This window comes from Pseudomonas sp. GW458-11-26-14-LB4, assembly GCF_059423925.1.
In genome coordinates this window covers 122,609-135,304 of record NZ_JBWKYU010000001.1, presented here as the reverse complement: position 1 = coordinate 135,304, position 12,696 = coordinate 122,609, and the positions used below count along the sequence as shown (strand labels likewise).

The 12,696-nt window shown below is 60.2% G+C and carries 11 protein-coding genes; 5 read left to right on the top strand and 6 right to left on the bottom strand.

The window, feature by feature from the left end; translation table 11 throughout:
- Nucleotides 1–84: 84 nt before the first annotated feature.
- Nucleotides 85–1,953, top strand: coding sequence for a c-type cytochrome (locus AC07XZ_RS00590; RefSeq protein WP_102685731.1), 1,869 nt, complete (start codon nt 85–87; stop codon nt 1,951–1,953).
- A 25-nt stretch (nt 1,954–1,978) separates the two neighbouring features.
- The gene (locus AC07XZ_RS00585) at nt 1,979–3,223 is read left to right on the top strand and encodes a metallophosphoesterase (RefSeq protein WP_102685730.1); all 1,245 of its coding nucleotides are present in this window, start codon (nt 1,979–1,981) and stop codon (nt 3,221–3,223) included.
- Nucleotides 3,224–3,289: 66 nt separating this feature from the next.
- Here the strand turns inward: AC07XZ_RS00585 and gbca are convergent, their stop codons facing one another.
- Nucleotides 3,290–4,582, bottom strand: a complete 1,293-nt coding sequence (gbca, locus tag AC07XZ_RS00580) for a glycine betaine monooxygenase oxygenase subunit (RefSeq protein ID WP_085746637.1) — start codon at nt 4,580–4,582, stop codon at nt 3,290–3,292.
- Nucleotides 4,583–4,875: 293 nt separating this feature from the next.
- Between gbca and gbcB the strand changes: the two genes are divergently transcribed.
- Nucleotides 4,876–5,976, top strand: a complete 1,101-nt coding sequence (gbcB, locus tag AC07XZ_RS00575) for a glycine betaine monooxygenase reductase subunit (RefSeq protein WP_011336281.1) — start codon at nt 4,876–4,878, stop codon at nt 5,974–5,976.
- Nucleotides 5,977–6,043: 67 nt separating this feature from the next.
- Here the strand turns inward: gbcB and AC07XZ_RS00570 are convergent, their stop codons facing one another.
- The 5 genes from AC07XZ_RS00570 to AC07XZ_RS00550 form a co-directional block, all read right to left on the bottom strand.
- Entirely contained in the window at nt 6,044–6,430 is a 387-nt protein-coding gene (locus AC07XZ_RS00570; protein WP_085746636.1) for a hypothetical protein, read from the bottom strand.
- On the bottom strand, nt 6,427–7,824 hold the full coding sequence (locus AC07XZ_RS00565; RefSeq protein ID WP_256584310.1) for a hypothetical protein: 1,398 nt from the start codon (nt 7,822–7,824) through the stop codon (nt 6,427–6,429). Before AC07XZ_RS00565 ends, AC07XZ_RS00570 begins: the two co-directional genes overlap by 4 nt.
- Before the next feature lie 47 nt (nt 7,825–7,871).
- Nucleotides 7,872–8,357: an Hcp family type VI secretion system effector gene (locus AC07XZ_RS00560; RefSeq protein WP_011336278.1), complete on the bottom strand. Its 486-nt coding sequence runs from the start codon at nt 8,355–8,357 to the stop codon at nt 7,872–7,874.
- Between the two features lie 90 nt (nt 8,358–8,447).
- Nucleotides 8,448–9,272 (bottom strand): SDR family oxidoreductase, encoded by an 825-nt coding sequence (locus AC07XZ_RS00555; protein ID WP_102685728.1) that lies wholly within the window; start codon nt 9,270–9,272, stop codon nt 8,448–8,450.
- A 122-nt stretch (nt 9,273–9,394) separates the two neighbouring features.
- Complete coding sequence (locus AC07XZ_RS00550) at nt 9,395–10,435, bottom strand: threonine aldolase family protein (RefSeq protein WP_102685727.1); 1,041 nt, start codon at nt 10,433–10,435, stop codon at nt 9,395–9,397.
- Between the two features lie 127 nt (nt 10,436–10,562).
- Here AC07XZ_RS00550 and AC07XZ_RS00545 point away from each other — a divergent pair, with 127 nt between their 5' ends.
- Nucleotides 10,563–11,273, top strand: coding sequence for a TraX family protein (locus AC07XZ_RS00545; protein WP_102685726.1), 711 nt, complete (start codon nt 10,563–10,565; stop codon nt 11,271–11,273).
- Between the two features lie 156 nt (nt 11,274–11,429).
- Complete coding sequence (gene glyA, locus AC07XZ_RS00540; RefSeq protein ID WP_102685725.1) at nt 11,430–12,683, top strand: serine hydroxymethyltransferase; 1,254 nt, start codon at nt 11,430–11,432, stop codon at nt 12,681–12,683.
- Nucleotides 12,684–12,696 lie beyond the last annotated feature (13 nt).

Here is a 12,696-nt window from a genome sequence, read left to right as displayed (position 1 = left end):
GCTTTTGTGACGCGGAGCGTCACGAGATGCATTCCCTCGCGGACGGTTCGACGCTTCGACGGGGGAACGATCTGGGGAACTGATATGGACAGCTACATCCGCTGGTTTCAACGCTTCATCTGGCTCGGCATTGCGATGAACATGGTGTTCGCGATCCCGGCGCTGTTCGCGCCGGGGTTGCTGACATCGGTGGTCGGCCTGCCGCCGCAACTCTCCGACCCGTGGCTGGAAAACGCCGGGATGCTGCTGGTGGGCATCAGCGTGTTCTACATGCCGTCGGGCTTCAACGCGCCGCGCTACGTGGTGCATTCCTGGCTGTGCGTGCTGACACGGCTGATCGCCGTGGCGTTCTGGATCTACCTGATCAACACCAGCAGCCAGGGTTCGGTGTTCGTACCGATGTTGATGGGCGACCTGAGTTTCTTCCTGATCCTCGGCATCCTGCTGTACCTCGGCACCACCCCTGAAAACCGACCGCTGACGCTGCTCTGTGACGGCTGGCGCGAATGGCGCGCAGCGTGGGCGCGGCAGTGGCAGAGTCACGCGTTCAAGGTCGGCACGCTGGTCGTGGTGGCGCTGCTGGCGTTCATCGGTTACCAGACCTGGTATCAGATGCTGCGCGTGGTGCCGGAGCAGGATTACGCCTCCGACGAAGATCACTATAAATACGCCGCCATCGGTCTCGGTATCGAAGCGCGAATTCCGTATTACCTGTTCTCCGTGCTGCCGCAGATGTGCCCGGAAAAACTGCCGAAACCCGGTGGCTGGGAAGTCTTCGGTTTCCTGTTCGAGAACGGCAAGGACCTGCCGATCGGCATGGCCAAACGACAGATCGGCTACCCGACCGTCGAGCCGAACTGCGCGCTGTGTCATACCGGCTCCTATCGGGCGAATGCCAGCGACGTTGCCGTCAATGTGCCGAGTGCACCGGCCAACACCCTGCAACTGCAAGCCTTCCAGTGGTTCGCCTACGATTGTGCCAGCGACCCGAAATTCACCACCGACGCGGTGATGGCGGCGATCAACAGCAAGTTCCAGCTGGGCTTTTTCGAGAAGCTCTACAACCGCTACCTGATCATCCCGATGGCCAAGACCGCGCTGCTCAAACAGAAGCAGGCCTACGCCTGGCAGAAGTTGCGCCCGCAACAGGGACCGGGGCGCACCGACACCTTCAACCCGACGAAAATGGTGGTGTTCGGCTTCCCGGATGACTCGACCATCGGCACCGTCGACCTGCCGCAAGTGTGGAACCAGAAACCCCGGGAATCGATGTACCTGCACTGGGACGGCAATAACAACAAGATCCACGAGCGCAACTACGCGGCTGCGATGGCCGTGGGCGCGACGCCGGAATCGGTGCTGCCGCCGAGTTTCAACCGGGTGACCAACTGGCTGCTCGGGCACAAGGCGCCAGCGTGGCCATGGGCACTGAATCAGGCCAAAGTCGCCCAGGGCAAACCGATCTGGGCAACCAATTGCGCCAGTTGTCATGATTTCGGGCGTACCGACACCGGGCAGGTGACCACCAACATCGATCAGCTCGGCACCGATCCGCACCGGCTGAACTCGTTCACCACCGGGCTGGTGGCAGCGTTCCACACCTTCAAGAAACCGCCGTTCGATTTCGGCGCCTACCGCAAGACCCAGAGCTACAGCAACACGCCCACCGACGGCATCTGGCTGCGCGCGCCGTACCTGCACAACGGCTCGGTGCCGACCCTGTGGGACTTGCTGCAACCGCCGGAAAAACGTCCGCAGGTGTTCATCACCGGCTCCGATGTCTACGACCCGGTCAACGTCGGCTTCGTCACCAGCGGCGCCCAGGCCAAAGCCTCGGCGGACTTCACGTACGACACGCGCCTGGAAGGCAATCACAACAGCGGTCACCTGTACGGCACGACGCTGTCGGACGACGACAAGCGTGCGCTGATCGAATTCATGAAAACCCTGTGAACCCTTACGGATAGAGGATTACGCCATGTCAGCGGTCGGACATCTGAAACACGAATACGACAAGGTCAAGCTGCGCCTGCACGGCTTGTTCACGCGCATCGAAATGGCCTGGATGAAGCTCATCAGCGAGCTGGAGCCGCAGGAGTTTCAAGCCATCATCAAGTTGCTCCAGCGCGGTCACGATCAGGCGCAATACGTGCTCAAGCACGGCGAGTTGCCGACCGACGAGCCGGCCGTGCCGTGGGAGTTGGCCCACGGTTTGTCGATCCTGCGTATCGGCAACGCGACGCCGCTGCCGCAATCGCCCGATCAACTACAGACCAAGGTACTCAAGGACGGCACGCTGCTGGGCTGTCGCAAATGGGAGCTGCTGGATCTGTTGTGGAGCGAGGCGCTGCTCAAGTGGATCGAAAACCTGCGCCATCACGCGACCTTCGGCACCGATCCGGCGCTGGTGAAAATGGATCGCGAAGTGACGCTGGCGATTGCCGGCGACTGGGGCACCGGGCCGTTCAACAGCCATGCGCCGGCGGTGTCGGTGGCGAACCAGATGCAACTCGCCAATGCCGATTTCACCATTCACCTGGGGGATGTTTATTACGCCGGCACCCACTCCCAGGAGGACACCGACATGGCGGGCTGGCCGATGGGCACCCATGGTTCGTTCACCCTCAATTCCAACCACGAGATGTACAGCGGCGCCCACGGCTATTTCAAGGAACTGGCCGCGCGTTTTCCGGGGCAGCAGGGCACCAGCTACTTTGCCCTGATCAACGACGACTGGCTGATTGTCGGACTGGACACGGCGTACGCCTCTGACGTCATGAACCTGTACATGGATGGCACCCTGAACAAGCCGCAGATCGAGTGGATGAAAGGTCTGCCCAAACGCAAGAAACTCATGGTGCTCAGCCACCATCAGGGTTTCGACATCACCGGGCACAACAAGACCGCGCTGTATCAACCGGTGTGCGATGCGCTGGGGCGTGAGCCGGATTACTGGTATTGGGGGCATCTGCACAATGGCATCGTCTATGCGCCGCAGGGTGGGCTGCATGCGCGCTGTGCCGGGCATGGAGCGATTCCCTATGGCACCACCAGCGAACTGAACGGGCATTCGCGGGTGCTGTTTTCGGAGACGCAGGATGCGAACGATCCGGACTATCCGCTGCGGGTGTTGAATGGGTACGCGAAGATCAGGTTGGTGGGGGAGGAGATTTTCGAGGAGTTTATCGGGGAGGATGGCTCGGTAAGGTGGTCATCGCAATGATGCGGTTGCTATAAGGACGCCATGATCGTTCCCACGCAGAGCGTGGGAACGATCGGTCAGATGCAATCAGCCTTGGACCGGCACGCCTTTGAGGTACGGTGCAGGCTCGGCGCCGAGGTTGCTCAGCATCCGCTCGCTGTACCAGTCCACGAAGTTGACCACGCCGAACTCATAAGTCTTGGAGTACGGACCCGGCTGGTACGCGGTGGAGTTGATCCCGCGCTGGTTCTCTTCGGCCAGACGACGGTCCTGATCGTTGGTCGCGTCCCACACCTTGCGCATGCGTTCGACGTCGTAATCCACGCCTTCGACCGCATCCTTGTGCACCAGCCATTTGGTGGTGACCATGGTTTCCTGAGCGCTGATCGGCCACACGGTGAATACGATGATGTGGTCGCCCATGCAGTGGTTCCACGAGTGCGGCAAGTGCAGGATGCGCATCGAGCCCAGGTCCGGGTTCTTGATCCGGCCCATCAGTTTGGCGCAGCCCTGTTTGCCGTCCATGGTCATCGAGACGGTGCCCTTGAGCAGCGGCATGCGCACGATGCGGTTGCGCAGGCCGAAACTGGCGTGGGCGTAAGGGATCTTCTCGGCTTCCCAGGCAGCGGCGGAGGCGGCGACGTGATCCTTGAACGCCTGATCGGCACGCGGGTCGGTGACGTCGTCCCATTCCAGCAGGGTTTTCAACAGTTCCGGGTGAGAGCCGCTGCAGTGGTAGCACTCGCGGTTGTTTTCCAGCACCAGTTTCCAGTTGGCCTTTTCCATCAAGGTGGTGGTAATCGCCACCTTGGTGTTCTCCATGTCGTACGGTTCCATGTAGTGGTTCAGGGTCGACAGGAAGTCATCGATGGCCGGCGGGTTCTCCGCCAGGCTGATGAAGATGTAGCCGCCGGCAGTCTTCACGTTCACCGGTTTGAGGCCGTACTGCTTCATGTCGAAGTCGGCGCCCATTTCGGTGCCGGCGAACAGCAGGCGACCGTCCAGCTCATACGTCCACTGGTGATAGTGGCAGACCAGTTTGGCGACCTTGCCCTTGTCGCTGGTGCACAGGCGCGAGCCACGGTGACGACAGACGTTGTGGAACGCGTGCACCACGCCTTCGGCACCGCGAATGACGATGATCGGGTTCTTGCCGATCTGCAGGGTGATGTAGTTGCCCTTGGCCGGGATCTCGCAGGTCATGCCGGCGATCAACCACTCTTTCTGGAAGATCTCCTGCATGTCGATATCGAACAGCCGCTCGTCGCTGTAGAACGGCTGCGGCAGGGAGTAGGTGCGCTCGCGTTCCTGCAGCATTTGTGCGGTGGCCTTGCGTGCGGGTTCAAGCGGGTCGCCCAGGCTGATTTTTGCGGTGTCCATCGATGTAATCCTCAAGGCCATCTGCGTGGCCGCGAAAGTGGCTGATCGGGTGTGCGGCTAAGGGGTGCTACGCAAGGTGTAAAGAATCTGTTTGTGTTGGGGCGAGTGTGGGGCCGCCGCTGCCCGGAACCTTATCCGTGGGCGACATGGTGCAATCTGTTCCCGACGCGCAACCCCCGGTGGTTGGGGGCTGGTCGCGATAAGTATGTCAATGTCGCGGATAGGTAAACGGGGCGTTCGCGCTATACGCAGAATCGCCACATGAAGGCCGACAGTCGGCCGTGGAGAACAGCATGTCGAACAGCTTCCTGAATCCGGTCACCACCCAGACCTGGGCCAATGGCCGACACATCGTCCGTTGCGTCAAAGTCATCCAGGAAACCTGGGATGTGCGCACCTTCTGCTTCATGGCCGACCAGCCGATCCTGTTCTTCTTCAAGCCCGGACAGTTCGTGACCCTGGAGCTGGAGATCGAAGGCCAGCCGATCATGCGTTCGTACACCATCTCCAGCTCGCCGTCGGTGCCGTACAGCTTTTCGGTGACCATCAAGCGCGTGCCGGGGGGCAAGGTGTCCAACTGGCTGCACGACACGCTGCATGAAGGCCAGGAGCTGGCGGTGCACGGCCCGGTCGGGCTGTTCAACGCCATCGATTTCCCGAGCCCGAAAGTGCTGTACCTGAGCGGTGGTGTCGGCATCACACCAGTGATGTCCATGGCGCGCTGGTTCTACGACACCAACGGCAACGTCGACATGACGTTCATTCACAGCGCTCGCTCACCGAAAGACATCATTTACCACCGCGAGCTGGAACACATGGCGTCGCGGATCGACAACTTCAGCCTGCACCTGATCTGCGAAAAGCATGGGCTGGGCGAGCCGTGGGCCGGCTATCGCGGCTACCTCAACCACAAGATGCTGGAACTGATGGTGCCGGACTTCCTCGAGCGCGAAGTCTTCTGCTGCGGCCCGACGCCGTACATGACGGCGGTCAAACGCCTGCTGGAAAACGCCGGCTACGACATGAAGCGCTATCACGAGGAATCCTTCGGCGCCACGCCACCGGAAGCCCGCGCCGATGCGGTGGAGCAGGCGGAACAGGCGGCGGAAGCACCGGAAGTGCCGGCGGCGGATCTGCACCTGGTGGAATTCACCTCTTCGGACAAGAGCATCCGTGTGGCCCCGGGCGAGACCGTGCATGCGGCGGCTGCGAAGGTCGGCCTGATGATCCCGAAAGCCTGCGGCATGGGGATCTGCGGGACGTGCAAGGTACTCAAGCTGGGCGGCGAGGTGGAGATGGATCACAACGGCGGGATCACCGAGGACGACGAGGCGGAGGGGTACATTCTTTCTTGCTGCAGTGTGCCGAAGGGGGATGTTCGGATCGAATATTGAATTCAGTTTGCAGGCTTGGGGGCGATCTCTCGTAGGGGAGATCGTATGAAGTCATTAGTTGCTGTTTTTAAATAATTTCTAATGCGGCGAGAAGTCCAAAGAGCAAAAAAGTTAAGCCGGAAATTCTCTGATATTTATATAGTGTAAGTAGCGTGCGTTTGAAGTCTGGCGGAAAATTTTTAATATCTTTTGCGCTCAGTTTCCCTTGGTAAAGGTAGATTTCTGGACGTTTCAGGAAGCTAAAAATTTCCCCCATCATGTAGATCCGCCCCCGCACGCCTCCATGCCATAGCATCATAAGGCCTCCGGCGATCGAACTGTTTTGAAGGCTGTTCATTATTAGTTCTATTTTTGTTTTTGCGATATATAAAACGATGCAGTTGATTATTATGAGTGCGGCGACGTTTATGATGTTTAGAATGATAAAGGCATCTCTTGCAGTTTCATAACTCATCGGGTTTTCTCGTAAATCAATTCACCGGCGATTTCGCCGCCTTTTTCGCCCATATAGCCGACCGTAAAGGATCCGGCTCCCGCAACCACGATCCCGCACAGTGCCCCACCGATTCCTGCACTGGATACCCCGAGTGCTACGCAAATGGTGGAGGCCGTGCTTGCACCTACAGCAGAACCGACAGCTCCACCCAGAAAACTTCCGGTTTCGGTGAATTTAATCTTTTCGCACTCCTCGGCGTTCTCGTTCGTACAGACATCCTGAACCTTCATTGCCGAGGCTCCGCCAGCCACGGCCGTACCAATCCATCCGCCATATTTTACGTATTGCGAGGCTTTCACCACGCCTTGAATGTGAGTGGCGTACCCGGGCGGCTGGCCGATGCCGCCAGCCTTCCTCCAGCGGTGCACCAGGTGCGGATGCTCGATTCCTAGAGCGATCTTGAGGTTTGGGTGATCAGGGAGGCCAATGACTTTCTTCGTCAATCCGGTTAGCTGTCCGTCCAGCCGTTGAAGTAATTCGGCGCGCCGCTTTTTGAATGCTTTTGAGTTCAGGCTGCCATTGGTCTCGATAGTGCTGATATGCAATGCCTCAATGTCTTTCAAAGCGGCTTTTATGCCATCCAGATGATTAGCCGCCATGGCAGTACCAACCCCAATAACTTTTGACCCATCTGAAAGCGTCCTTCTGATGACCTCATAGTGCTGGGCAAAAAAGTCCGCCTCTTCCACCGTCAACGGCGCCAGCGCCATGCTGACGATGTGCGCGGTTTCCATCAGCAGTGATTCTTCATAAGTGCATTGCTGATTGTCTGGATCACTCAGAACAATCATCGATCCGGCCTTCACCACGTCCTCCAGTGGATTCAGGCTTTTGAATTTGGCGATGACACTCGGGTTTGGCGACGCAAACAGCTGCGCCTGAAGTTTCTCGGCGGACACGCTTTTCGGCACGATGTAGAACCCCGGCTCTTCGGGCGCCGGCAGCTCCTGCGGCCAATGCTCGCGGGGAACCATTCGCAAGTCGTTGACCGGACGCGGAGAGGAGGGCGGGGCTGAGTTCGGGCGTGTCACTTTCAGGTTCTGCTGGTGAGCGGCCCGCAGCAGACGTTCCGGATCGGGAGTTGCTGCAGGCTGTGGGAGCATCGACAAGCGTCGTGCCTTGGCCGTGCCGGTGATCGCTCCGTGCCTGTTTTGCTGCAGGATCCGAGACTGGTTCAGCAGGTTGTGTTGTTCCTGCACAAGCGCAAGGATTCCCTGCTCCGGAGTCAGGCGTCCGGCGGCAACCTCATCGGTGATGTGCTTGGCGAAATATGCGACTTGTTGATTGAACTGCACCCGCGCGATGCCGAACGCCAGATGGCGAGCACTGGCGGTCAGCGCCTGGCCGAGCAAGTTGCCTGCGGCATCCTCAACGCCGCAGGGATCATGTGATCGAGGGTTCAATCCTGGCTGCCCCACGAGGTATGGCCGGTGGTGCCCGCAATGTGGTGTACCCAACTGATGCCGCGGTAACGAATGGCCAGTTGTTCTTGAGGTTGAGCGTCGTTTTGCAGAATGACGTGGGGCACTTCCTGCGAGAGTTCAGCCAGAACGGCCCCATCGAGGGAAATTGAATAAAACTTCTCCTGCTGACCTTGAGGCGAGGTTCGGTAAAGGCTGATCGTGCATTCGAGTTCTTCGCTGTTCGAATGCGCCTGGGCCAGCAAGGGGGAGGATTTGTCGACCGCTTTGGTGATGATGACCGGTTGGTGGACGGCTTTGCCGAGGTTGTTGTCGCGGCGCATTTCATGGCTCAAGGCGAACACCATGATTTCATCGGTATGGGCTTTCTGGTATTTGTTGCCGACCGATTCCGGGGTCGAACACCCGGCTGAAATAAGGCCTTGAGTCTTGCCGGTAATGGTCATGTAGGCAGGGTTCGCCATAGTCAGCACTCCTCGAAAAAGGAGCAGGCAGTCTATGGCGAAGCCTGTTTGGTTTATGTAGGTCCTGGTGTAGGTCTATTCTGAAAATGCTCAGTCGATAAACAGATCCGTCATCAACTTCGCGTCACTCTTCGGCTCAAACCGATAGTGGTCGAATTCGCTCACGCCGCTTTCGCGCAAGATCTCTTCATCAATCAACAACCGCCCGGTAATCCGCCGCCCGCTGCTGCTCAGAATCACATGCGCCGCATCCGCCATGATCGCTGGCGTGCGCGCATGCTTGAACGACTCCCGATTGCCCAGCTGAAACTCGATGGCCGCCGTGGCAATCATGGTCTGCGGCCACAGCGAATTGACGCTGATGCCGTAGTTGGCAAACTCCTCGCTCATGCCCACCGTCAGCATGCTCATGCCGTACTTGGTCACGGTGTAGGGGCTGTATTGCGCGAACCATTTGCTGGCCAGATTCAGCGGCGGTGACAGGTTGAGAATGTGCCCGGAGGATTTCTTCAGGTAGGGCAGGGCCGCCTGGCTGCACAGCAAAACCGCGCGGGTGTTGATCTGGTGCATCAGGTCGAAACGCTTGAGCTCGATGTGCTGCACACCGGTCAACTTGATCGCCCCGGCGTTGTTCACCAGCGCATCGATCCCGCCAAAATGTTGATTGGCCTGGGCCAGCACCTGTCGCACCGCCTCCTCATCCCGCACATCCAGTTGCAGCGCCAGGGCCTTGCCGCCGGCCGCTTCGACTTCAGCGGCGACGCTGTGGATGGTGCCGGGCAACTTGGCGTGCGGCTCGGCGCTCTTGGCCGCGATCACGATATTGGCCCCGTCCTGTGCAGCCCGCAGCGCAATCTCGCGCCCGATGCCACGGCTGGCGCCAGTGATGAACAAGGTTTTGCCTTTAAGCGACATGCGCAAGCTCCTGCTTATTGTTATGTGAGCGATGGCTCGACAGACAATGTAGACGATGGAGCTGAAACAGGAGGGGGAGGAGCTGTGGCGTGGGAGCAGGCTCCCGCGCCACGGGGAGGCGATCAGGCCGACATGACTTCGCGGATGTCGCGTGCCAGTTCGCGTACGCGTTCTTCTTCGGTGTCCCACGAGCACATGAAGCGCGCGCCGCCCTTGCCGATGAAGGTGTAGAAGCGCCAGCCGCGCGCGGTCAGGGCGGCGATGGCCGGTTCCGAGAGTTGCAGGAACACGCCGTTGGCCTGGACCGGGAACATCAGTTCCACGCCCGGGATGTCGCTGACCAGTTCGGCCAGCAGTTGCGCGCAGTGGTTGGCGTGGCGGGCGTATTTGAGCCAGGCGTCGTTTTCCAGGATGCCGACCCACGGCGCCGACAGGAAGCGCATTTTCGAGGCCAGTTGCCCGGCCTGTTTGCAGCGGTAATCGAAGTCTTCGGCCAGTTTGTGGTTGAAGAACAGGATCGCCTCACCCACCGCCATGCCGTTCTTCGTGCCGCCGAAGCACAGCACGTCGACGCCGGCCTTCCAGGTCAGGTCTGCCGGCGAGCAGCCGAGGAAGGCGCAGGCGTTGGAGAAACGCGCGCCGTCCATGTGCAGGTTCAGGCCCAGCTCCTTGCAGGTGTCGCTGATGGCGCGGACTTCTTCCGGGGTGTAGACGCTGCCGACTTCGGTGGCCTGGGTCAGGGTCACGACGCGCGGTTTCGGGTAGTGAATGTCCTGGCGCTTGAGGGCGACTTCGCGGATCGAGGCCGAGGTGATCTTGCCGTTTTCAGTACCGGCGATCAGCAGTTTCGAACCGTTGGAGAAGAATTCCGGAGCGCCGCATTCGTCGGTTTCGACGTGGGCGGTTTCCGAGCAGATCACGCTGTGGTAACTCTGGCACAGCGACGACAGCGCGAGGGAGTTGGCGGCGGTGCCATTGAAGGCGAAGAACACTTCGCAGTCGGTCTCGAACAGCTTGCGGAAATAATCGGAGGCGCGTGCTGTCCACTCATCGTCGCCATAGGCGCGCTGGTGGCCGTGGTTGGCCTGTTCCATGGCAGCCCAGGCTTCAGGGCAGATACCGGAATAGTTGTCGCTGGCGAATTGTTGGCTCTTGTCGGTCATGGCCGGCTTCCGTGGTCGGTGCGCTTGTGGCGCTCCGTTGGTCAATGATGGTGCGCACTTTACCGAAGATCATCCGGGGAGCACACGGGATGTCGCTGTCAGAACTTTACAAGGATGCGAGCCGATTATGCACCTGAGCCGGCGCGACGGCGCACTCGATCTGCTCAAGTGGCTGGCGCTGCTGAGCATGCTGCTCGATCACTTGCGATATGTCGGGATCAGCGCCGATTGGCTGTATGTGCCGGGACGGCTGGCGTTCCCGTGGTTCTGCCTGGCGATGGCGGCGAACCTGGCCCGTGACGGCGCGCGCAAGACCGAATGGCGTTATCTGGGCTGGTTGTTGCTGTTCAGCGCTGTGAGTGAAATTCCCTACCGTTTGTACATTCCAGAGCCCGACACGTTGAACGTGATGCCGACGCTGGCGCTGGGCCTGCTGGTGGCGCGGGGCTGGCAGGCGCGAGCGCTGATTTCGCGATTGCTGGCCGTCGGCGCGCTGCTGTTGGCGGCGATGTTCCCGGAGCGACTGATGTTCGGTCTGTTCGGCGTCCTGCTGCCACTGGCGATGTTGCTGGTGTTTCGTCGGCCCTGGTATTTCAGCCTGCTGCCGGGCCTGCTATGTCTGGCCGCGAATCAATGGCGGGTGCTCTACGAATCCGCGCAGTTCGGCAACCAGGTCGCCATCCTCGGGATTGCGACCTGCCTGATCGCGCCACTGCTCGGAATGTTCCTGTTGCGACACGCCACTTACCTTCACGCGTCACCCATGCGGCGCTGGGCGTATGCGCTCTATCCCGCGCATTTCGTGGTTCTTCTGGCCTTGCGCCAGCTGCTTGTTTGAGTCCGTCGCCGCCGCCATGTCGTAAACGCACCTTTGCGTGGCGTCCGTAGGCATTTGACCTCCCTGCGCCGGCCATACCATCGCATCAAAGGGCATTGGCTGAACGCCGTGCCTTACCGAGACGAATGGCGCACAGATGCCGCTGGGAGAGACGCGATGTTCAGCAAGCAAGACCAGATCCAGGGTTACGACGATGCACTGCTGGCGGCGATGAATGCCGAGGAGCAACGTCAGGAAGATCACATCGAGCTGATCGCGTCGGAGAACTACACCAGCAAGCGCGTGATGGAAGCGCAAGGCAGCGGCCTGACCAACAAATACGCCGAAGGCTATCCGGGCAAGCGCTACTACGGAGGCTGCGAGCACGTCGACAAGGTCGAAGCCCTGGCCATCGAACGCGCCAAGCAGCTGTTCGGCGCCGATTACGCCAACGTCCAGCCGCACTCCGGTTCCTCGGCCAACAGCGCCGTGTACCTGGCCCTGTTGCAAGCGGGCGACACCATCCTCGGCATGAGCCTGGCCCACGGCGGTCACCTGACCCACGGCGCCAAGGTGTCGTCCTCGGGCAAGCTGTACAACGCCGTGCAGTACGGCATCGACACCAAGACCGGCCTGATCGATTACGACGAAGTCGAGCGTCTGGCCGTCGAGTGCAAACCGAAAATGATCGTCGCCGGTTTCTCGGCCTACTCGAAAACCCTCGACTTCCCGCGCTTTCGTCAGATCGCCGACAAGGTCGGTGCGCTGCTGTTCGTCGACATGGCTCACGTCGCCGGTCTGGTGGCTGCCGGTCTGTACCCGAACCCGCTGCCGTACGCCGACGTGGTCACCACCACCACTCACAAGACCCTGCGCGGTCCGCGTGGCGGGCTGATCCTGGCCAAGGCCAACGAAGAAATCGAGAAGAAGCTCAACGCGGCGGTATTCCCCGGCGCCCAGGGCGGCCCGCTGATGCACGTCATCGCCGGCAAGGCCGTGTGCTTCAAGGAAGCACTGGAGCCGGGCTTCAAGGCCTATCAGCAACAAGTGATCGACAACGCCCAGGCGATGGCGAGCGTCTTTATCAAACGTGGCTACGATGTAGTGTCCGGCGGCACCGACAACCACCTGTTCCTGGTCAGCCTGATCCGTCAGGGCCTCACCGGTAAGGACGCCGACGCCGCCCTCGGTCGCGCGCACATCACCGTCAACAAGAACGCCGTACCGAACGACCCGCAGTCGCCGTTCGTGACCTCCGGCCTGCGCATCGGCACCCCGGCGGTGACCACTCGCGGCTTCAAGGTGACCCAGTGCGTGACGCTGGCCGGCTGGATCTGCGACATCCTCGACAACCTCGGCGATGCCGATGTCGAGGCCAACGTCGCCCAGCAGGTTTCGGCCCTGTGCGCTGACTTCCCGGTTTATCGCTGAGCGTTCTGGAGTA